The 20,378-nt window shown below is 76.1% G+C and carries 19 protein-coding genes and 2 pseudogenes; 12 read left to right on the forward strand and 9 right to left on the reverse strand.

Annotated elements, in window-relative coordinates; genetic code table 11:
• Positions 1-39: 39 nt before the first annotated feature.
• Complete coding sequence (gene acs, locus IEV86_RS08420; RefSeq protein ID WP_052426056.1) at positions 40-2,013, reverse strand: acetate--CoA ligase; 1,974 nt, start codon at positions 2,011-2,013, stop codon at positions 40-42.
• A 107-nt stretch (positions 2,014-2,120) separates the two neighbouring features.
• Positions 2,121-2,750 (reverse strand): hypothetical protein, encoded by a 630-nt coding sequence (locus tag IEV86_RS08425; protein WP_052426051.1) that lies wholly within the window; start codon positions 2,748-2,750, stop codon positions 2,121-2,123.
• A 188-nt stretch (positions 2,751-2,938) separates the two neighbouring features.
• Between IEV86_RS08425 and IEV86_RS08430 the strand changes: the two genes are divergently transcribed.
• The 3 genes from IEV86_RS08430 to IEV86_RS08440 all read left to right on the forward strand — a co-directional run bounded on the left by IEV86_RS08430 (position 2,939) and on the right by IEV86_RS08440 (position 5,749).
• Positions 2,939-4,312, forward strand: a complete 1,374-nt coding sequence (locus IEV86_RS08430) for an L-lactate MFS transporter (protein WP_043604646.1) — start codon at positions 2,939-2,941, stop codon at positions 4,310-4,312.
• Position 4,313: 1 nt separating this feature from the next.
• Positions 4,314-4,517 carry an MFS transporter small subunit gene (locus IEV86_RS08435; protein WP_152605601.1) on the forward strand — a complete coding sequence of 68 codons (204 nt, stop codon included), beginning with the start codon at positions 4,314-4,316 and terminating at the stop codon, positions 4,515-4,517.
• A gap of 161 nt (positions 4,518-4,678) precedes the next feature.
• A complete protein-coding gene (locus tag IEV86_RS08440; RefSeq protein WP_043604697.1) occupies positions 4,679-5,749 on the forward strand; it encodes an NADH:flavin oxidoreductase/NADH oxidase in 1,071 nt (356 codons plus the stop codon).
• 37 nt (positions 5,750-5,786) lie between these two features.
• Here the strand turns inward: IEV86_RS08440 and IEV86_RS17880 are convergent, their stop codons facing one another.
• The 3 genes and pseudogenes from IEV86_RS17880 to IEV86_RS08450 all read right to left on the reverse strand — a co-directional run bounded on the left by IEV86_RS17880 (position 5,787) and on the right by IEV86_RS08450 (position 8,574).
• Complete coding sequence (locus tag IEV86_RS17880; RefSeq protein ID WP_229734555.1) at positions 5,787-6,410, reverse strand: WS/DGAT domain-containing protein; 624 nt, start codon at positions 6,408-6,410, stop codon at positions 5,787-5,789.
• Between the two features lie 170 nt (positions 6,411-6,580).
• Positions 6,581-6,928, reverse strand: a pseudogene (locus IEV86_RS18225) (wax ester/triacylglycerol synthase domain-containing protein); the annotation flags it as partial.
• Between the two features lie 206 nt (positions 6,929-7,134).
• Positions 7,135-8,574, reverse strand: coding sequence for an NAD-dependent malic enzyme (locus tag IEV86_RS08450; protein ID WP_043604700.1), 1,440 nt, complete (start codon positions 8,572-8,574; stop codon positions 7,135-7,137).
• A 48-nt stretch (positions 8,575-8,622) separates the two neighbouring features.
• On the opposite strand from IEV86_RS08450, the gene IEV86_RS08455 reads away from it, so the two are divergent.
• Positions 8,623-9,603 (forward strand): Fic family protein, encoded by a 981-nt coding sequence (locus IEV86_RS08455; protein WP_229734556.1) that lies wholly within the window; start codon positions 8,623-8,625, stop codon positions 9,601-9,603.
• A 274-nt stretch (positions 9,604-9,877) separates the two neighbouring features.
• On the opposite strand, the gene IEV86_RS08460 is transcribed toward IEV86_RS08455, so the two are convergent.
• Entirely contained in the window at positions 9,878-10,669 is a 792-nt protein-coding gene (locus tag IEV86_RS08460) for an HAD family hydrolase (RefSeq protein ID WP_043604652.1), read from the reverse strand.
• Positions 10,670-10,910: 241 nt separating this feature from the next.
• Between IEV86_RS08460 and IEV86_RS08465 the strand changes: the two genes are divergently transcribed.
• The 7 genes and pseudogenes from IEV86_RS08465 to IEV86_RS18110 form a co-directional block, all read left to right on the forward strand.
• Positions 10,911-11,666, forward strand: a complete 756-nt coding sequence (locus IEV86_RS08465; protein WP_188484622.1) for a CpaE-like family protein — start codon at positions 10,911-10,913, stop codon at positions 11,664-11,666.
• The gene (locus tag IEV86_RS08470) at positions 11,659-12,807 is read left to right on the forward strand and encodes a TadA family conjugal transfer-associated ATPase (RefSeq protein ID WP_052426604.1); all 1,149 of its coding nucleotides are present in this window, start codon (positions 11,659-11,661) and stop codon (positions 12,805-12,807) included. Before IEV86_RS08465 ends, IEV86_RS08470 begins: the two co-directional genes overlap by 8 nt.
• A gap of 215 nt (positions 12,808-13,022) precedes the next feature.
• Positions 13,023-13,544, forward strand: a complete 522-nt coding sequence (locus tag IEV86_RS08475; protein WP_188484623.1) for a type II secretion protein F — start codon at positions 13,023-13,025, stop codon at positions 13,542-13,544.
• Positions 13,541-14,050 carry a type II secretion system F family protein gene (locus tag IEV86_RS08480; RefSeq protein ID WP_161784100.1) on the forward strand — a complete coding sequence of 170 codons (510 nt, stop codon included), beginning with the start codon at positions 13,541-13,543 and terminating at the stop codon, positions 14,048-14,050. Before IEV86_RS08475 ends, IEV86_RS08480 begins: the two co-directional genes overlap by 4 nt.
• A gap of 151 nt (positions 14,051-14,201) precedes the next feature.
• A complete protein-coding gene (locus IEV86_RS18180) occupies positions 14,202-14,642 on the forward strand; it encodes a DUF4244 domain-containing protein (protein WP_229734557.1) in 441 nt (146 codons plus the stop codon).
• Entirely contained in the window at positions 14,639-15,049 is a 411-nt protein-coding gene (locus IEV86_RS08490; protein WP_188484624.1) for a TadE family type IV pilus minor pilin, read from the forward strand. Before IEV86_RS18180 ends, IEV86_RS08490 begins: the two co-directional genes overlap by 4 nt.
• Positions 15,046-15,492: pseudogene (locus IEV86_RS18110) on the forward strand (pilus assembly protein TadG-related protein); the annotation flags it as partial. The gene IEV86_RS08490 and the pseudogene IEV86_RS18110, both read left to right, overlap by 4 nt.
• 47 nt (positions 15,493-15,539) lie before the next feature.
• Here the strand turns inward: IEV86_RS18110 and IEV86_RS08500 are convergent.
• Positions 15,540-16,085: an NUDIX domain-containing protein gene (locus tag IEV86_RS08500; RefSeq protein WP_043610448.1), complete on the reverse strand. Its 546-nt coding sequence runs from the start codon at positions 16,083-16,085 to the stop codon at positions 15,540-15,542.
• Between the two features lie 46 nt (positions 16,086-16,131).
• A complete protein-coding gene (locus IEV86_RS08505) occupies positions 16,132-18,678 on the reverse strand; it encodes a DEAD/DEAH box helicase (protein WP_229734558.1) in 2,547 nt (848 codons plus the stop codon).
• 222 nt (positions 18,679-18,900) lie between these two features.
• Here IEV86_RS08505 and IEV86_RS08510 point away from each other — a divergent pair, with 222 nt between their 5' ends.
• A complete protein-coding gene (locus IEV86_RS08510; protein ID WP_043607210.1) occupies positions 18,901-19,236 on the forward strand; it encodes an STAS domain-containing protein in 336 nt (111 codons plus the stop codon).
• 129 nt (positions 19,237-19,365) lie between these two features.
• Here IEV86_RS08510 and IEV86_RS08515 read toward each other — a convergent pair whose 3' ends face one another.
• On the reverse strand, positions 19,366-20,256 hold the full coding sequence (locus IEV86_RS08515) for an SDR family oxidoreductase (protein ID WP_043607212.1): 891 nt from the start codon (positions 20,254-20,256) through the stop codon (positions 19,366-19,368).
• Between the last annotated feature and the right edge of the window lie 122 nt (positions 20,257-20,378).

Consider the following 20,378-nt stretch of genomic DNA (forward strand, 5'->3'; position numbering starts at 1 on the left):
CCGACCGAGCGCCGCTGCGCTGAGCCGGACCGAGGGCCGTCAGTCGCCGGCGCTCGCAGGCTTGTCGAGCCCCGCGCTGATCAGGTCCATGACGGACGAGTCCGCGAGGGTCGTCACGTCGCCCACGGGCCGGTGCTCGGCGACGTCACGCAGCAGGCGGCGCATGATCTTGCCGGACCGCGTCTTCGGGAGCTCGTTGACGACGAGGATCGTGCGGGGCTTGGCGATCGGTCCGATCTCCTTGGCGACGTGCGCGCGCAGGGTCGCCGCGACGTCCGCGCCCTCGCCCACCTCGTCGACGCGGTCGACGTAGTCCGACCGCAGGATCACGAACGCAACGACCGCCTGGCCGGTGGTCGGGTCGCTCGCCCCGACCACCGCGGCCTCGGCGACCATCGGGTGCGAGACGAGGGCCGACTCGATCTCCGTCGTCGACAGGCGGTGGCCCGAGACGTTCATGACGTCGTCGACCCGGCCGAGCAGCCAGATGTCGCCGTCGTCGTCCTTCTTGGCACCGTCACCCGCGAAGTACAGGCCCCGGAAGCGCGACCAGTAGGTGTCGACGAAGCGCTGGTGGTCGCCCCAGATGCCGCGCAGCATCGACGGCCACGGGCGCGTCAGCACGAGGTAACCGCCCGAGCCGTTCGGCACCGGGTTCGCCTCCTCGTCGACGACCTCGGCGCTGATGCCGGGCAGCGGCGTCTGCGCCGAGCCCGGCTTGGCGGTCGTCACGCCCGGCAGCGGCGAGATCATGATCGTGCCGGTCTCGGTCTGCCACCACGTGTCGACGACGGGCGTGCGGTCGCCGCCGATGACGCGGCGGTACCAGGTCCACGCCTCGGGGTTGATCGGCTCGCCGACGCTGCCGAGCACGCGCAGGCTCGACAGGTCGTACTGCCCGGGGATGTCCTCACCCCACTTCATGCACGTCCGGATCGCCGTCGGCGCCGTGTAGAGGATGCTCACGCGGTGCTTCTGGACGATCTCCCACCAGCGACCCTTGTGCGGCGTGTCGGGCGTGCCCTCGTAGATCACCTGGGTCGCGCCGTTCACGAGCGGCCCGTACACGACGTACGAGTGGCCGGTGACCCAGCCGACGTCGGCCGTGCACCAGTACACGTCCTGGCCGGGCTTGTGGTCGAAGACCACGTCGTGCGTGAAGGCGGCCTGCGTCAGGTAGCCGCCCGTGGTGTGGAAGATGCCCTTGGGCTTCCCGGTCGTCCCCGACGTGTAGAGGATGAACAGCGGGTGCTCGGCCTCGACGGCGACGGGCTCGTGCTCGTCGGACGCGGCCTCGAGCGCGTCGTGCCACCAGACGTCACGGCCCTCGGTCCACGCGACGTCCTGCCCGGTGCGACGCACGACGAGCACGTGCCGCACGGTCGTCGGCGCCTCGGACGGGTCCTCGGGAGCGAGCGCCTCGTCGACGGCCGGCTTGAGCGCGCTCGCGGAGCCGCGCCGGTACCCGCCGTCGGCCGTGATGACGGCGACAGCCTCGGCGTCGACGACGCGCGAGCGCAGCGCCTCGGCGGAGAAGCCACCGAACACGACCGAGTGGACGGCTCCGATGCGCGCGCAGGCGAGCATCGCGACGACGGCCTCGGGGATCATCGGCAGGTAGATCGCGACCCGGTCGCCCGTCCGGACGCCCAGCTCGGTGAGGGCGTTCGCCGCGCGCGACGTCTCGCGCTGGAGGTCCGCGTAGGTGATCGTCCGCGTGTCGCCCGGCTCGCCCTCGAACACCAGTGCGGTGCGGTCGCCGTGCCCCGCCTCGACGTGCCGGTCGACCGCGTTGTGGCACGCGTTCAACCGTCCGTCGGCGAACCACCGGGCGACGGGTGCGCCCGACCAGTCGAGCACCTCGGTGAACGGGGTCGTCCACGCGAGGCGCTCGCGCGCCTGCTCGGCCCAGAACCCCTCCGGGTCGGCGGACGCCCACGCGTAGATCTCGGGGTGGGCGTTGGCCTGCGCGGCGAAGTCGGGGTCGGGCGGGAAGCGCCGGTCCTCGGTCATGAGGTTCTCGAGCGGGGTGGAGCCGTCGGTGTCGTGGGACGTCACTGGTCCTCCAGTCGCAGCAGCGGTGGTGCGTTCCGGGCCGATGCTATTCCTCGACGTGGGACCTATGTCCCGGTTCCGCGCGCGTCCGTGCGCTCGTCGGGGAGCCCTGCGGTGGCCTCCGCCTCCGCGGCGTCGAGGGTCGAGCGGCGGCCGACCCGCCGTGCGATCGCCGTCGCCGTGCCGGTCGCGAGCAGGAGCGCCCCGACGACGAGCAGGAGCCCACCCGTCGCGCTGCGCACCAGCTGCTCGGTCGCGGCCGGGGCACCCGCGGCGCCGAGCTCCTCGACCACCTCCGAGAAGCGCGCGGGGGCCACCACGGCCGCCGCGCCGACGACGACGCCCCACACGAGCCCGCCCACCACGGGCGCGGCCGACGACCACGAGCCGAGCACCGCGACCGCCGCGAGCACGAGGACACCGAGCACGAGGAGCGCGACGCCGAGCGTGTCCCCGCCGCCGCGCGCCGGGGCCGACTCGGCCAGGCGCGCGGCGCCGACGCCCGTCAGCACGACGGCGACCGGTGTCGTCACGAGCCCGACGAGGGCCCCGAGCAGGCGGCGGCCCCAGCCGGGCGGCCGCGACGCCTCGGGCAGCGACGCGCGTGCCGCAGCGCGGATCGCTCGCCGGTCACGAAGGCGGGTGCGGTTGCCGGTCGGGACCCCGGCGTGGCCGGGCTGCGGCGACGTCGACACGGGACCTCCCTCGGCGCGGGTCCGGACGGGGGCAGGGGTCGTCCACCCCTGCCGCCAACGTAGACCCGCGACGCGGTGGCCGCTCGCGGGTCCCCGGCGGACGAAGGTCCCCCGACCTGCCACGTGACCGCCGTCACCATGGTTCGACCACGGCCGCACCTGGGCCGCTCACCGTGGAAGGACCCTCCATGAACCTGCTCGACCGACGTCGCACGGTGGCGCCGTCCGGGTACAACCGGTGGCTCGTGCCCCCCGCCGCGCTCGCCGTCCACCTGTCCATCGGGCAGGTCTACGCGTTCTCCGTCATCAAGGAGCCGCTCATCGAGCGCTTCTTCCCGGAGACGGGCGTCGGCACGCCGATCGCCGTCATCTTCTCGATCGCGATCGTCATGCTCGGCCTGTCCGCCGCGTTCGGCGGCGTGTGGATGGAGCGCAACGGGCCCCGCAAGGCCATGGTGCTGTCCGCGACCTTCTGGGTCACGGGCTTCCTCGTCGCGGCGCTCGGCGTCCACCTCGGCCACCTGTGGCTCGTCTACCTCGGCTACGGCGTGATCGGCGGCATGGGCCTGGGCATCGGCTACATCTCGCCCGTGTCGACGCTCATCAAGTGGTTCCCGGACCGCCCGGGCCTCGCGACGGGCCTGGCGATCATGGGCTTCGGCGGTGGCGCGCTCGTGGCCGCACCCCTGACGCAGTGGCTCCTGGGCCGCTACGCGGCCGAGCCCGTCGACGCGCTCGTGCCGACGCTGCTGACGCTCGCCGCGATCTACGCGGTCCTCATGGTCGCGGGTGCCGCGGTGATCCGGCTCCCCGCACCCGGGTGGGCGCCCGGGGGCTGGACCCCCTCGGTCAAGAAGAGCGCGATGCAGACGCACGCCGACGTCCGGGTCCGCAACGCTGTCCGGACGCCCCAGTTCTACCTGCTCTGGATCGTGCTCTTCGTCAACGTGACGGCCGGCATCGGCATCCTCGAGGACGCCAAGCCGATGATCCTCGACTTCTTCCCCGACACCGTCACCGAGGCCTCGGCCACGGGCTTCGTCGGGCTCCTCGCGCTCGCGAACATGAGCGGCCGCCTGGGCTGGTCGAGCCTGTCCGACAAGATCGGCCGCAAGAACACGTACGTCATGTACCTCGGCGTCGGCGCCGCGCTCTACACGGTGCTCGCGCTGGCGGGCAGCACCGCGACCGCGCTGTTCGTCACCGTCGCGTTCTTCATCGTGACGTTCTACGGCGGCGGCTTCGCGACCGTCCCCGCCTACCTCAAGGACCTGTTCGGCAAGCTCGAGGTCGGCGCCATCCACGGCCGCCTGCTGACGGCGTGGTCCGCGGCCGGCGTCGCGGGTCCGGTCATCGTCAACTCGATCGTCGACAGCCGGCGCGAGGCCGGCCTCGAGGGCGCCGAGCTGTACATCCCGTCGATGACGGTCATGGCGTGCCTGCTCGTCGTCGGCTTCGTCGCCAACCTGCTCGTGCGTCCGGTCAGCGAACGCCACCACGAGCCCGTCCCCACGACCACGACGCCCGAGCGCGAGCTCGTCGGCGCCGCGAAGGAGGCCTGACATGGCTGCAGTGACGACCCCCGCGACGGCCGCTCCCGCCGCGGACGCGACGAGCGAGGCCGCGCCCGGCGCGCCCGCGGTCGACGCGGTCGGCGGCCCGACGGCGCTCCGGGCGGGCGCCCTGGCGCTGTGGGGCGTCGTCGGCACGCTCCTCGGCTACGGGATCCTGCAGACGGCGATCAAGGCGTCGGCGCTCTTCTCGTGACGGCCGCGACGGCGGCGGCGGCAGGAATGCCGTCGCCGCCCTCGTCGTTGAGGGGGACCGTGAGCACCTCGACGTCCACCACGACCACCACCGATGCGAACGCGGCCGCGGCCGGGGCCCCTCTCGGGAGCGCGACCGCCGACGGGAGCACCGTCCCCGCGCTGTTCCGGCCGCTCGCGCTGCGCGGCCTGACGGTGCGCAACCGCGTGTGGCTGGCGCCGATGTGCCAGTACTCCGCGGTCGAGGGCGTGCCGGGCGACTGGCACCTCGTCCACCTCGCCGCGCGGGCGCACGGCGGGTTCGGGCTCCTGCTCACCGAGGCCACGGCCGTCGTCCCCGAGGGCCGGATCACGCCCCAGGACACGGGCCTGTGGTCCGACGAGCAGGAGCACGCCTGGGCGCGCGTCGTCGACGTCGTGCACGCCGCGGGCGCGCCCGTCGCGGTGCAGCTCGCGCACGCGGGGCGCAAGGCCTCGACGTACCGGCCGTGGGACACCCGCCGCGGGACGGTCCCGCCCGAGGACGGCGGCTGGCCGACCGTCGCGCCGTCGGCCGTCGCCTTCGAGGGCTACGCCGAGCCGACCGCGATGACGACGGAGCAGGTCCAGGACGTGGTCCGGGCGTTCGCCGACGCGGCCGCGCGCGCCGACCGCGCGGGCTTCGACGCCGTCGAGGTGCACGCCGCGCACGGCTACCTGCTGCACCAGTTCCTCTCCCCGCTGTCGAACCACCGGGCCGACGCGTACGGCGGGACCCCCGAGAACCGGGCCCGCTTGCTGCGCGAGGTCGTCGCGGCGGTCCGTGCGGCCTGGCCCGAGGACAAGCCGGTGCTCGTGCGCGTCTCCGCGACCGACTGGGTCGAGGGCGGCCTCACGCCCGACGACGTCGCCGCGGCGCTGGTGTCGCTCGACGGCGTCGACCTGGTCGACGTGTCGAGCGGCGGTCTCGTCCCCGCGACCATCCCCGTCGGCACGGGCTACCAGGTGCCGCTGGCCAGGCACGTCGGCGAGGTGACCGGGCTGCCCGTGTCCGCCGTAGGCCTGCTCACGGACGCCACCGAGGCCGAGGCCGTGCTCGTCGCAGGCGACGCGGACGCCGTCATGGTGGGCCGCGCCGCGCTGCGGGACCCGATGTGGCCGCTCCGCGCGGCGCACGAGCTCGGCGTCCCCGTCGCCCCCGACGGTCCCGCGCCGTGGCCCGCGCAGTACCTGCGGGGGACGTTCGCGGGCTGAGCGCCGCGGTCCGTCCGGCGGCCCTCTCGCTGCCGCGTCAGGGGAGGGCCGCGACGGCCGCGAGCTCGCGGTCGAGCGCGCGCAGGAGCAGGTCCAGCTCGGGGACCACGCCGGGGTCGGTGATCGCGACGACCGTGAGGCGCCCCGCGTAGGACAGCGCGGCGAACGCGACGCCGACGTTCCCGGCCGTCACGGTGAGCGGGAGCAGGCCCTCGACTCGGGCGCCCGCGAGGTGCAGCACGTCCGTCGGGCCGACGAGGTTCGTCAGGAACGTGTTGACGAGGCGCTGCCGGTCGACGACCGCGCGGAACGCGCCGACGGCCGCGAGTGCGCGGAAGGCGGGGCCGACGACGGCGGCCGACGCGCCGCGGCCCGCCCGCCGGCCTGCGCGTGTCGCACCCGCGACGGCCGCCAGCCGGTCCTGGGTCGATCCGTGCACCGGCGCCGCGACCGGGATGACGCCCACCTGGTTGCCGAGCGAGTCGCCGTCGGCCGCGGGGCGGCCCGACACGGGCACCGACACCACGAGGCGCTCGACGTCCTCGCCCCGCGCCGCGAGGACCGCGCGCATCGCGCCCGTGGCGGCGACGACGAGCGCGTCGTTGACGCTCGCACCGTGCCGCCGCGTCGCCGAGCGCAGGGGAACGAGGTCGACCTCCACCGCCCCGGCCCGTCGTCGGGGACCGGTCGGCGCGCACAACGAGCACCGCGGCGCTCGCGCCAGGCGTCGAGGAGCAGGTCGAGCGCGGTGGGAGCCGCGGACGGCTCCGGAGGCGGAACCCGGTCGGCACCGCCGCGCACCGCGCCCTCGTCGACGAGCCCGCGCAGCACCGCGAGGCCGCTCACCCCGTCCGCGAGCACGTGGTGGACGACGACGACGACGCCGACCGCCCGGCCGTCGTCGGCGACCACCACCGCACGCCAGGGCGGCCGGCGCAGGTCGAGCGGCCGGACGACCGCGTCGGTCGTGACGTCCACGAGGCCACGTCCCGCGAGCTCGACCACCGGGACGGCGGGCAGCCGGTCGGCGTCGACCCAGTACGGGCGGCCGAGCCCGGGCGGCGGGTGGACGAGGCGCTGCCGCAGCCGCGGCACCCGGTGCAGCCGCCCGGCGACGAGCGCCGCGGTGGTGGCGGGGTCGGCGCCCGGGCCGAGCGTGAGCAGCGCGCCGACGTTCATCGGCACGGGCCCGACGTCGGTCGCGATCTGCACCAGGTCGCCGGGTGAGACCCGCTCGGGCACGGCTCTGCGCCTCACCCCACCGACGCTAGGCGCGCGCCCGGCTCCGCGTCGAGATCAGAGTTCGTGTCGGCGTGTCCCGCGACGCGCCGACACGAACTCGCATCTCGACAGCCTTATGTCTCGACGGCGCGAGGGGCTTGCTGTCAGCGGAGCGCGGTGACCGCGTGGTCGTCGCGCTGCGTCGTCGTCGGGGCTGCGCCGGCGCGTGCGGCCTGCTCGACCGCGGCGGCGACCCGCGTCGTGACCTCGGGGTTGAAGACGCTGGGGATGATGTAGGTCGCGTTGAGCTCGTCCGGGGTCACGACGTCCGCGAGCGCCTGCGCCGCGGCGAGCAGCAGCTCGAGCGTGACGCGGTGCGACTGGGCGTCGAGGAGGCCCCGGAAGACGCCCGGGAAGGCGAGCACGTTGTTGATCTGGTTCGCGAAGTCCGACCGGCCGGTCCCGACGATCGCCGCGTGCTCCGCCGCGTCGTCGGGGTCGACCTCGGGGCGCGGGTTCGCCATCGCGAACACGATCGAGCCGGGCGCCATCGTCGCGATGTCGTCGCCGGTCAGGATGTCCGGGGCCGAGAGGCCGATGAAGACGTCGGCCCCGACGAGCGCGTCCCGCAGGCTGCCCGTCACGCGGCGCGGGTTCGTCGCACCGGCCGTCCACACGAGCGACGGGTCCAGGCCCGGCCGGTCCCCGTGGACGACGCCGGCGATGTCGCACACGACGACGTCGCGAGCGCCCGCGGCGAGCAGCAGCTTGAGCACCGCCGTGCCCGCCGCCCCTGCACCGGACATGACGATCCGCACGTCCTCCATGCGCTTCTCGACGACCTTGAGCGCGTTGGTCAGCGCAGCCAGCGCGACGATCGCGGTGCCGTGCTGGTCGTCGTGGAACACGGGGATGTCGAGCCGCTCCCGCAGGCGGCGCTCGACCTCGAAGCACCGCGGCGCCGAGATGTCCTCGAGGTTGATCCCGGCGAACACGGGCGCGATCGCGACGACCGTGTCGACGATGCGGTTCACGTCGGTCGTGTCGAGCGCGATCGGGAACGCGTCGATGCCGGCGAAGCGCTTGAACAGGACGGCCTTGCCCTCCATCACCGGCAGCGCCGCGAGCGGTCCGATGTCGCCCAGGCCGAGCACGGCCGTGCCGTCGGTGACGACGGCGATCGTGTTGCGCTTGATCGTGAGGTTCCTCGCGTCCTCGGGCCTCGCCGCGATGGCCTCGCACACGCGCGCGACGCCGGGCGTGTACGCCATGGACAGGTCGTCGCGGTTGCGCAGCGGGACCTTCGACTCGATCGACAGCTTCCCGCCCAGGTGCAGCAGGAACGTCCGGTCGCTCACGCGCTCGACGTCGACGCCCGTGAGCTCGCGCAGCGTCGCGACGATGGCCGCGGCGTGGTCCTCGCCGCGCGTCGCGCACGTGACGTCGACGCCGATCCGCTCGTGCTCGGAACGCGTGATGTCGAGCGCGGTGACGATGCCGCCGGCGCTCTCGATCGCCGTCGTCAGCTCGCTGATCGCGGTGGGCCGGGCGCGCACCTGCAGGCGCACGGTGATGGACGACGAGACACTCGGCGCTGAGCTCATGGCCGTCATTGTGCCGGTCCGGCCGGTGCGCGGGCCTAGCCTGACGCCGTGCCCGACCCCGTGCCCGACCCCGTGCCCGACCCCGTGCCCGACCCCGTGCCCGACCTCGTGCCCGGCCTCGTGCGCCGTCGACCCGCCGGCGCCCCGGTCGCTGCGCCCGTCGGCCCGCACCCGCTCCGGGGGCTCGTCACGCTGGACGGCGTCGCGGCGGCCGTCGACGACGCGCGGCGCGCGTGCGAGGAGCTCCGGTGGCACCGGGCGCTGCGGCGTCAGTGGCCTGTCGCGCGCGCCGAGTCGGGCGTCCGTGCCGCGCACGCGTCGGCCGAGGTGGACGGGGTCCGGGTCCCGCTCGGCGACGTGCGCGACGTCGCGCGGGGTGCAGCTGCAGCCCCGTCCGGACCGGCGGGGGGCACGCTGCTCGGCGCGCTGAGGGCCCAGGCCGAGGTCGAGCGGATCATGGTCGCGCCGGGCGCGACCCAGGGACGCGGGCTGCCCTTCGCGCAGCTCCTCGCGCGGGTCCACCTTGCGGCGGTCGGCGCCCCGGCAGGCGACGACGCGGCAGGTGGCGCCGTCGGCAGACCCCGCGGCGACGGTGACGTCCCGGGCGACCTGCACGGTCTCGGCCCCGCCCCCGACGCGGTCGAGGTCGCCGAGCGCCTGCGCGTCCTCGCCGAGGTCGTCGACGCCCCGCCGGCCGCCGACGTCCCCGCGCTCGTCGTCGCGGCCGTCGCGCACGGCGAGGTGCTCGCGCTGCGCCCGTTCGCGCACGGCAACGGCCTCGTCGCGCGTGCGGTGTTCCGGCACCTGCTGACGGCGGGAGGCGTGGACCCCGTGGGGGTCGTCGTGCCCGACGTGCGGTGGGCGCGGGAGCCGCTGGTGTACGTCTCGACCGCGGCACGGTTCGCCACGGGTACCCCCGACGGCGTCGCCGCGTGGCTCGCGTACTGCGCGTCGTCGGTGCGGGCCGGCGCGGAGGAGGGACGGCGGGTCGCCGACGCGGTCCTCGCGGGGCGTCTCACCGGGGCCTGACGGCGCCGGATCTCGGACGTCCGGACGCAGAACGACGGCGACGTCCCGGAGGACGCCGCCGTCGACAGCACGGGCGGACGAGGTATCAGGCGCTGCAGATACTGCCGCAACGGGACGAGCCCGGTCAGCAGGTCCTCTCGGGGACTGGTCGCGCGTGGGTTCTCGTCGCCCGCTGTGCTGTTGTGCTTCCTTTCTACGCCTGTCCGGCCCGTCAGGGAAGGGCCCTTGGCCTCTCGACAGGCCGCTGGTGCTGGACGTGCTGAGGACCGGAAGATCAGGTCCGCATGCCGGGACGCTCGCGCCGGACGAGGAGCGCCACGGCCACGACGACGGCCGCGACGACGACGGCGGTCGGGACGGTCCGGTGCGCCGGCGGGAGTCGGGGTCGCAGCGCGACGGGCCGTCGGAAGGCGAGGACCTCCCAGCCCCGCTCGGCCGCGACCCGGCGCAGCGCACGGTCGGGGTTGACGACCGCCGCGTGCCCGACCGTGCCCAGCATGGGCACGTCCGTCACCGAGTCCGAGTACGCGTACGAGGTGGCGAGGTCGTAGCCGCGGCGGCGCGCGAGGTCGAGCACCGCCGCGGCCTTGGCCGGGCCGTACGCGTAGTGCGCGATGCGACCCGTGTAGCGCCCGTCGACGACCTCGAGGCGTGTCGCGACGACGTCGTCCGCGCCGAGCATCTGCGCGATGGGACGTACGACGTCCGAGCCGGAGGCCGACACGACGACGACGTCGCGTCCCGCGGACTGGTGCATCCGGATGAGCTCGAGGGCCTCGGCGTAGACCGTGGGCTCGATCGACTCGCGCACCGTCTCGGCGACGATCGCGGCGACCTTGTCGACGTCCCAGCCCGCGACCATCGCGGAGAGCGTGCGTCGCAGGCGCTCGGTCTGCTGCTCGTCGGCGCGGCCCAGCAGGAACGCGGCCTGGGCGTAGGCGCTGCGCAGGACGGCCCGCCGGGTCAGCAGCCCACCCGTCCGGAACGGGCGTGAGAACGCCGTCGACGACGACGTCGCGATGATCGTCTTGTCGAGGTCGAAGAACGCCGCGCTCGTGCCGCCCACCGCCGTCCCTCCGTCGTGGTGGCGCCGCTCCGCGCTGGGGCGCGGGGCCAGCCCGAGGGTAGCCAGCGACGGGCGTCGGTGCGGGGCTCCTGCACATGTGTGCACGACGTACCCGGAGCGACGGGGCCCAGCCGGTCCACAGGCCGAGCGGGCCCGCCACACGGACCGGTCCGGGAGCCGGCATCGTCGCACCACCTCGCCGGCCGGCCCGGGCGGCGGGCGCACGACCCGAGGAGGACGAGTGACGGCTCACGTGATCGCCGTCGTGGGCGCCGCCGGGGGTGTCGGCACCTCGACCGTGGCGGCGCTCGTCGCACGGCGGCGCGCGCGGACGGACGGCGCACCGTGCGTGCTCGTCGACCTGGCGAGCGCGGGCGGGACCCTGGACGTGCTGCTCGGCGTCGAGGAGGTGCCGGGCGCGAGGTGGTCGCACCTGCACCGGGCGCGGGGCTCGGTCGCCCCCGACGACCTCGACGACCGGCTCGTCGGGTGGGAGGGCGTCGAGGTCCTGAGCGCAGACCGCGCCGAGGCCGGCCGTCCGGCGCCGGACGTGGTCGGCTCGGTCGTCGCGGCGCTCGTCCGACGTGGCGGGACGGTCGTGCTCGACGTGCCCTCGGCCGTCGTCGGCACCGACCGGTGGGACGCCGTCGTCGGCGCGGTGGGCTGCGTGCTCCTGTCCACCGGCCAGGACGTCCTCGGCGTCGCGGCCGCGGCCGACGTGCGCCCCCGCCTGGGTGGTGCGGACGTGCGGCTGCTCCTGCGCGGGCGGCGCGGCGCGCAGGTCGCCCCCGCCGAGGCGGCGCACGTGCTCGGCGCACCGCTCGTGGCGGTGGTGCCGACCGACCGCTCGCTGCCCCAGGCCGTGGACCGCGGCCTGGGACCTCGCACGTCGGCGCGTGGTCGCCTCGCCCGCGCCGTCGCGCGCGTCGAGGAGCGCACGCGGCCGGGCCGCGGCCGGACGCGACGCGTCGCGCCGTGGGGGCCGGTCCGTGGGTGAGGGGCCCGACCGCGCGCTCGTCGGGCGCGTGCGCGACCTGATCGTGCGCGAGGGTCGCGGTGCGGACCCGGCCGCCGTGCGGGACGTGCTGCGCGAGGTCGCGGGTGTGCTGGGCACGGCGGACGCGGATGCGCTGAGCCGCGCCGTCGCCGCGGAGCTGGGGGGCGCCGGGCCCCTCCAGCCGCTGGTCGACGCCCACGGCGTCACGGACGTGCTGGTCGAGGGCGGTCGCGCGTGGGTCGACCGGGGTCACGGCCTCGAGCGCGCGGAGGTCGACCTGGGCGGGCCCGGGGCGGTGCGCGCGCTCGCGGTCCGGCTCGCGGCGGCCGCGGGGCAGCGCCTCGACGACGCGGCGCCGGTGGCCGACGGCCGCCTGCCCGACGGGACGCGGCTGCACGCCGTGCTGCCCCCGATCGCCGACGGCGGGCCGCTCATCAGCCTGCGGGTCCACCGCCCGGTGCCGTGGACGCTCGAGGAGCTCGTGACGGCGGGAGCGGTGCCCGTCCCCCTCGCCGACGTGCTCGCCGGTCTGGTGGCGCGCCGCGCCAACGTGCTCGTGTCGGGTGCGACCGGCACGGGGAAGACGACCCTCGTCGGCGCGCTGCTGTCGCTCGTCCCGGCTGACGAGCGGATCGTGTGCGTCGAGGAGGCGGGCGAGCTCGCACCGCGCCACCCGCACCTCGTGCGGCTGCTCGCCCGCCACGCGAACGTCGAGGGTGCCGGCGCGGTCGACCTCGCGGACCTGGTCCGTCACGCGTTGCGGATGCGGCCCGACCGGATCGTCCTGGGCGAGTGCCGGGGCCCGGAGGTGCGCGAGGTCCTCACGGCGCTCAACACCGGCCACGACGGCGGGTGGGCCACCGTGCACGCCAACGCGGCGACCGACGTCCCCGCGCGGCTCGAGGCGCTCGGCGCGCTCGCCGGCATGAGCCCTCGTGCGGTCACGGCGCAGGCCGCGACGGCGCTCGACGCCGTGGTCCACCTCGCCCGGACCCGCGGGCGGCGGCACGTCGCGCAGGTCGGCCGCGTGCGGCGGGACGACGACGTCCTGCGGGTCGAGGAGGTCGCCGCGTGGTCCCCCGACGGCCCGCTGCGGACGGGCGCGTCCTGGCCGTGGTTCGTCGACCGGTGGTCGGCGTGAGCAGGGCGCAGCGGCTCGGGGCCCGGCGGCCGTCCGCCGGCGTCGGGGCGGTCGCGCAGCAGCCGGCGTCCGGGCACCTCGCTGTGCCCGGACGCGGCTGGTCCGGCGGTCCTGGCCGTGTCGAGCGGCTCCGTCCCACCGTCGGGGCCGCACGGGGGGTCGGGGCCGGACGGGATCGCCGGCGACCTGTGCCCGGCGTGCACCGGCCACCGGGCGTGCGCGGGCGGGGAGGCGAGGGCGCCGCCCGGACCTCCTTCGTCGCGGCCGTCGGCGAGGTCGCCGCCGCCTTGCGGGTGGGCGCGTCGCCCCCGACGGCGTGGGCGCGGGTCGGCGTGCGCTGCGACGCCGTGCCGGTCCTGGAGGACGTGACCCGGCTCGGTGCCGAGCCGTGCCACGCGGCCGCGGTCGTCGCAGCGACCCGCCTCGCAGCCGACCTCGGAGCACCACCCTCCGCGCTGCTCGAACGCGTCGCGCTCGCCGTCGCACGGGACGCCGAGGCCGCGGCGCAGCGGCGCACCGCGCTCGCCGCACCGCGCGCCACCACGACCCTCCTCACGTGGCTGCCCCTGGGCGGTCTGGCCCTCGGCGTCGCACTGGGCGCCGACCCGCTCGCGCGCCTGCTGGACGGGGGCGGCGGGACCGCGTCGGCGCTCGCCGGACTCGTGCTCGCGATCGTCGGGAGGCGCTGGTCGGCCGCCGTCCTGCGATCGGCGGAGCGCGCCGGGGAGGAGTGGTGAGGGTCGCCCGCCGCCTGCACGGTCTGGACGGCCGTGGTCACGCGCCGACGACGACGGCACCGGCGGGGGCCGGAGCGGAGGTGGAGGTCGGCGCGCTGCTCGACCTCCTCGAGGCCGCGTGCGTCGTCGGCGCTGGCGTGCCGCGCGCGCTCGAGGCGGTCGGTCGGTCGGCGGGCGGCGTGCGGGGGCGTGCTCTCCGTGAGGCCGGCGCGGCGCTGCTGCTGGGTGCGACCTGGGCCGACGCGTGGGCCCGGACGCCGGACGTCCTGCGGCCCGTCGAGCGTGCCCTGCGCCCCGCGTGGGACGAGGGCACCCCCGCGGCGGCCCTCCTGCGGTCGGCGGCGGAGGCCGTCCGCCGCGACCGTCACGCGCGTGCGACGCACGAGGCCGCGCGGCTCGGTGTCCGCCTCGTCCTCCCGCTCGGGCTCTGCCACCTCCCCGCATTCGTCCTGGTCGGCCTGGTCCCGGTGGTCGTCTCGATGGCCGCCGACGGGCTCGCCGGGTGACCCCTTCGGTCGGTCCACAGGCGACGAGACGCCGGGTGGTCCACCGTCCGCCGAGGTCGCCGCGAGCTCGCGGTGGGCCCTTCACGACGCTGGTCGCGGGCGCCGAGCGGCGTCCCCGGAGCCCGCGGACTCGGGCGAGGAGGAGGACGGGATGGGTGAGCTGCTGCTCATGAGGAGCCGGCCGACGGGCCGGGCCACGGGAACCGCGGGCGCCGCGGGACCGGTGGGCCGGGCCGCGCTGCGCACCGACGTCGCGGTACCGGCGGGCCCGGCGGCGGCGTGCGTCGCGGTGGGCGGCGCGGTCGTGCCGATGGCCGATCGCGTCGCGCGCGCGGCGGGCACCGGCGCCACCCCGACGGCTCGGGCCGGCCGCTCGGGGCGACGCGATCGGACGGCCCGGTACGCGCGCCTGCGGCGACTGCGCGACCGTGCGAGCGCGTCCGTCCGGGGCGACCTCGGCATGGCGACGGCGGAGTACGCCATCGCGACGGTCGCCGCCGCCGGGTTCGCGGGGCTGCTGATCGCGGTCCTGCGCAGCGACGAGGTGCGCGGGATGCTCGCGCAGATCGTCCGCGGGGCGCTCTCGCTGTGACCGGTCGCCGCGGCCGCGACGGCGTCGTCGGGGCGAGAGGCCCTGTGCGCCGGCCCGGGCGCCCGCGCGGTCGCGGCGACCGCGGGGCGGTCACGGCCGAGACCGCCCTGGCGCTGCCTGCGGTGGTCCTCGTGCTCGCGGTCGTCCTGACCACCGGTGCGGCCGGCGCCGCCCGTCTGCGGTGCGTCGACGGTGCACGCGCCGGCGCGCGCCTGGCCGCCGCGGGGCACGGCGACCACGAGGTCGTGGCCGCGGCGCGGCGGGTCGCCGGCGACGACGTCGCGGCAGCGGTGCGGCGCGACGCGACGTGGGTCGAGGTCACGACGCGGTGCCCCCTGCCCGGGGCGTGGTTCACGGGCGGCCGGCTCACGGCGACGGGCTCCGCGACGGCGTGGGCCGAGCCGTGAGAGGCGGGCCGGCGGAAGGCCCCCGTGGGGCCCTGCCGTCAGGGCGGCCCTGGCGAGGGCGCCGAGCCGCGCCGCGCGACCCGGCCCCGCTGCTCCGCCCCGGGCGCGACCGGGGTGCCGGCACGGTGCTCGTGATCGGGGTGGTCGCGGTCGCCGTGGTGATCGCCACGGCCATCGGGATGCTCGGCGCCGCGCAGGCCGCGCGGCTGCGGTCGCAGACCGCCGCGGACCTCGCGGCGCTCGCGGCGGCGGAGGCGATCCTCGTCCCGGCAGGTGTCGAGATCGCGTCGGACGCGGGCCGGACGTCGGACGCGTGCGTGCGCGCGGCGGAGGTCGCGACCCGCAACGGGGCCGAGCTCAGCGCGTGCACGGTCCGCGACGGCGGCGTCGTCGACGTGGACGTCGTGCGTGCGACCCCTCTCGGGCCGGCGACGGCGGTCGCACGCGCCGGCCCGGCAGGACGCCGCGGGCCGGGACGGCGCCGGTCCCGTCAGGACACGCGACCGAGCGCGAGCGCCGCGTACATCAGGGCGGCGACGGTCTCGCCGTCGGTGACCGTGCCGTCGGCGACCAGTCGGAGCGCCTCGGACCACGGGACGCGGCGCACCGCGGTGATGCCCTCCTCGGCGAGCGCGGCGGGTTCGACCGAGGGTCGCAGCCCACGCGCGAGGAAGACGTGCTCGGGCGCGTGGCACACGCCGTTCAGCGCGAACATCCTCCCGACCCGCTCCCAGGAGTCGGCGTCGAGGCCCGTCTCCTCGCGGAGCTCGCGTCGCGCCGCCTCGAGCAGGTCCTCGCCGTCCGAGCCGCCCGCCGGCACCTCCAGGGACACCTCGCCGGTCGTGTACCGGGGGACCTCGACCATGACGACCTCGTCGTCGTCGGTGAGCGGCACCACGAAGACCGCCGGGTTGCGGACCTCCGTGACCCCGTACACGCCGGGGCTCCCGTCGGGCCGCACGACGGCGTCCTCCCGGACACGGATCCACGCGTTCTCGTACACGACCGTCGACCGGTGCGTCGTCCAGGGCGTCATGGCGGCGAGCCTGCCAGACCGACCCTCCGCCCGGTGGTCGTCCGCCTCAGCGCTCGTGCGCGAGGACCGCGTCGAGGAGCCGCACCGCGGCGTCCTTCTCGAGCGGGTTGTTGCCGTTGCCGCACTTCGGGGACTGGACGCACGCGGGGCACCCCGACGAGCAGCCGCACCCGTGGATCGCGTCGCGGGTCGCGCGCAGCCATCGCGCCCCGAGGTGGAAGCCACGCTCGGCGAACCCGGCCCCACCGGGGTACGCGTCGTACACGAAGACCGTGGCGCACTCGGTGTCGACGTGCAGCGCCGTCGACACCCCGCCCAGGTCCCAGCGGTCGCACGTCGCCAGGAGGGGCAGCAGACCGATCGAGGCGTGCTCCGCGGCGTGCAGCGCGCCGGGAGCGTCGCCCTCGTCGACCCGTGCGGCGGCGAGCACCTCGGCCGGAGCCGTCCACCAGACGGCCGTGGTCGGCAGGGTCCTCGGCGGCAGGTCGAGCGGCTCCTGGCCCAGCACCGCGAGGTCAGGCAGGTGGCGCTTCTGGTAGCTCACGACCTGCGTCGTGACGTCGACGGCCCCGAACCCCCAGCGGACCGGTCCCGCCGTGCGCGCGTCCCGCACGCCGCGGATGTCGATCGACGTGAGCCAGCGCGACCACGTCCCGTAGTCGACGCGGTCGGGCCGCACCATCGCGACCGACGCGGCGAGGTCGAGCTCCTCGACGACGAACGTCTCGCCCTGGTGGACGTAGACCGCGCCGGCGTGGACCGTCGCATCCGCCGAGCCCTGGTCGACCGTCCCGAGCAGCCGCCCGGTCGACGACTCGACGACCCGCACGGGTTCGCCGCCCGAGCCGCGCAGGTCCGTCAGCCGTGTCGCCGGTTCCGGGTGGGTCCAGTACCAGCCCGACGGCCGCCGCCGCAGCGCCCCCCGCTCGCACAGCACGTCGAGCAGGTCCGACGTCCCGGGACCGAAGAGATCGAGGTCCTCGACGCGGAGCGGGACCTCGGCCGCCGCCGCGCACAGGTGCGGGCCCAGGACGTACGGGTTCGACGGGTCGAAGACGGTCGCCTCGACGCTCGCCCCGAAGATCGCCTCCGGGTGGTGCACGAGGTAGGTGTCGAGGGGGTCCTCGCGCGCGACGAGCGTGACGAGACCCTCGGCGCCCGCCCGGCCGGCGCGTCCGGCCTGCTGCCACAGCGACATGCGCGTGCCCGGCCACCCGGCGATGAGGACCGCGTCGAGCCCCGAGATGTCCACGCCCAGCTCGAGCGCGTTCGTCGTCGCGAGCGCCAGGAGGTCACCGGACCGGATGCCCCGCTCGAGCGCGCGTCGCTCCTCCGGGAGGTAGCCGCCCCGGTAGGCCGCGACCGTCGCGCCCAGGCCAGGGCGCACCGCGTCGAGGTGGTCGCGCGTCACCGCGGCGACCGACTCCGCCGCACGCCGCGACCGCGTGAACGCGAGCGTCCGGGCCCCCGCGAGCACGAGGTCGGTGAGCAGGTCCGCCATCTCCGCGGTCGCGGTGCGGTGCGCGGGTGCCGTCGGCGCGTCGTCGTACCCGGCCGGCGGGGGGACGGGGCGGGGCGGCGGGGCGCCGGCACCGTCCCCGCGCGCGGCGGGCGTCGCGACGCGGTCGTCCCCGCGCGCGGCCGGCGACCCGGCGCCGTCCTCCCCGCGGTCCGGGAGGTCCTCGCCGCCGCGCGGGTCCGGTGCGCCGCCGTCGCCCCGGCCGATGCCCACGACCTCGGTGCGCTCCGGCTCACCGAGGACGGGAGCCAGACCGGGCAGCTCGGGCGGCTGCCACAGCGCGAACGTCTTGCGTCCGAGCGGCGAGGCGTCCTCCGTCACCGCGACGACGTCGTCGGTCGGGACGCCCAGGAGGCGGGCGGCGCCCAGCGCCGGGTCCGCCGTCGTCGCCGACGCGAGGACGAAGGTGGGGTGCGCGCCGTAGTGGGCCGCGACGCGCCGCAGACGGCGCAGGACGGCCGAGACGTGCGCGCCGAACACCCCGCGGAAGGCGTGGCACTCGTCGACGACGACGTAGCGCAGACCCCGCAGCAGCCGTGCCCACCGCCGGTGACCGGGCAGGAGCGAGAAGTGCAGCAGGTCGGGGTTGGTGAGCACGACGTCGGCGTGCTCCTGGACCCAGCGGCGCTCGGTCGCGTCGGTGTCGCCGTCGCACGTCGAGGGACGGACGTCGCGCACGTCCGCCGCGCGGAGCAGGCGGTCAAGACCCGCGAGCTGGTCGGCCGCGAGCGCCTTGGTCGGGCACAGGTACAGCGTCGACGCGCGCCGCAGGCCCGGCGAGGGGGAGCGCGTCGCGGTGAGGGCGGGGAGCCAGAAGGCGAGCGACTTGCCCGAGCCGGTCGACGTCGCGAGCACGGTGTGCCGGCCCGCGTGCACGGCCTCGGCCGCCTCGACCTGGTGGACCCAGGGCCGCTCGACCCCGAGCGCCCGGTAGCCCGTGACGAGGTCCGGGTCAGCCCAGGCCGGCCACGGGGCCGTCCGGCCCTCGCGTGCGGGAAGGCGCTCGACGTGGGTCAGCCGCTCGCCCCTGCGACCCCCCGCGAGGAGCACGTCGAGCAGCGCGTCCGATCCCACCGACCGATCCTCCCACCCGGGCACGTGCCGACCTCGGCCGGCCGACCGCGCACGGCGGTCAGCATGAGACGTCATGTCCGGTCATGGTGACCGACGACACCCCAGGTCGCCGTGTGAGCACGGCGCACGAGGACGTCGCGGTCGAGCGTGGGTGAGATCGCCGCGGGTTTGGTTGAATGACCGGGTCAGAGCCCGATGCGCCCGAGGAACCAGGAGGTCGGTGTGGACGTCACCGTCACCAGCCGTGCGAACGGTGACCGCACCGTTGTCGAGGTCACCGGGGAGATCGACGTCTACACGGCACCCGCGCTGCGTGAGGAGCTGTCGTCGCTCATCGACGGCGAGCACACCAACCTCGTGGTCGACCTGTCCCAGGTGAGCTTCATGGACTCGACCGGCCTCGGCGTGCTCGTCGGTGCGCTCAAGAAGGTCCGGACGCTCGGCGGCGACCTCCAGCTCGTGATCTCGCAGGAGAAGATCCTGAAGGTCTTCCGGATCACCGCGCTCACGCAGGTCTTCACGATCCACCCCACGCTCGAGGAGTCGCTCCAGGGCTGAGCCGCCCTGGCGGGCGGACCCGCCACGCGACGAACGGAGCCCCGGACCGCCGTAGCGGTCCGGGGCTCCGTCGTGCGTGGCCTCCTCGCGCCGGGTGCGCCGCTCAGGCGGCGGCCCGCGGCCGACGCGTCAGGGCATCATCTTCCCGCCCGCGACGCCGAGGCGCTGACCCGTCGTGTAGCTCGACTCCTGCGACGCGAAGAACACGAACGCGGGGGCCAGCTCGGCGGGCTGGCCGGGGCGGCCCTCCGGCGTGTCCTCGCCGAAGCTCTCGACCTTGCCCTCGGGCATCGTCGCGGGGATGAGCGGCGTCCAGATCGGCCCGGGCGCCACCGTGTTGACGCGGATGCCGCGCTCGGCGAGCTGCTGCGCGAGGCCGCGCGTGAAGTTGATGATCCCGGCCTTGGTCACCGCGTAGTCGAGCAGCTGCGGGCTCGGCTGGTAGCCCTGGATCGAGGACGTGTTGATGATCGACCCGCCCTCGTCCATGACCTTCAGCGCGGCCTTGGTGAGCCAGAACATCGCGTAGATGTTCGTCTTCATCACACGGTCGAGCTGCTCGGTCGTGATGTCCTCGATGCCGTTCTCCTGCGCCATCTGGTACGCGGCGTTGTTGACGAGGACGTCGATCCCGCCGAGCTCGCGGACCGCGGTGTCGACGATCTCCTGGCACTGCTCCTCGGACCGGATGTCGCCCGGCACGAGCACCGCCTTGCGCCCCGCGTCGCGCACCCAGCGCGCCGTCTCGTCCGCGTCCTCCTGCTCCTCGGGCAGGTAGGAGATGAGCACGTCGGCGCCCTCGCGCGCGTACGCGATCGCCACGGCGCGCCCGATGCCCGAGTCGCCGCCCGTGATGACCGCACGCCTGCCCTCGAGCCGACCGGAGCCCCGGTACGACTCCTCGCCGTGGTCCGGCTTGTCGTCCATCTGGCTCGTCAGCCCGGGGTGGGGGATGGTGTCCGACTCGGGCGAGGTGTCGTGCTGCTGGGTCGGGTCCTGCGGTGTCGTCTGGTCGCTCACGCGTGCCTCCTGCGTCGTGGGTCGTCGGCCGGGGTCCCGACTGGGTTCGGTCCTGCGTCCAGCCTCACCCGGCCGTGCGCGGACCGCGCGCCGAGAGGCGGTCCGCCACGTCCGCTCGCCCA

Source organism: Cellulomonas carbonis, assembly GCF_014636275.1.
Lineage (GTDB): Bacteria > Actinomycetota > Actinomycetes > Actinomycetales > Cellulomonadaceae > Actinotalea > Actinotalea carbonis.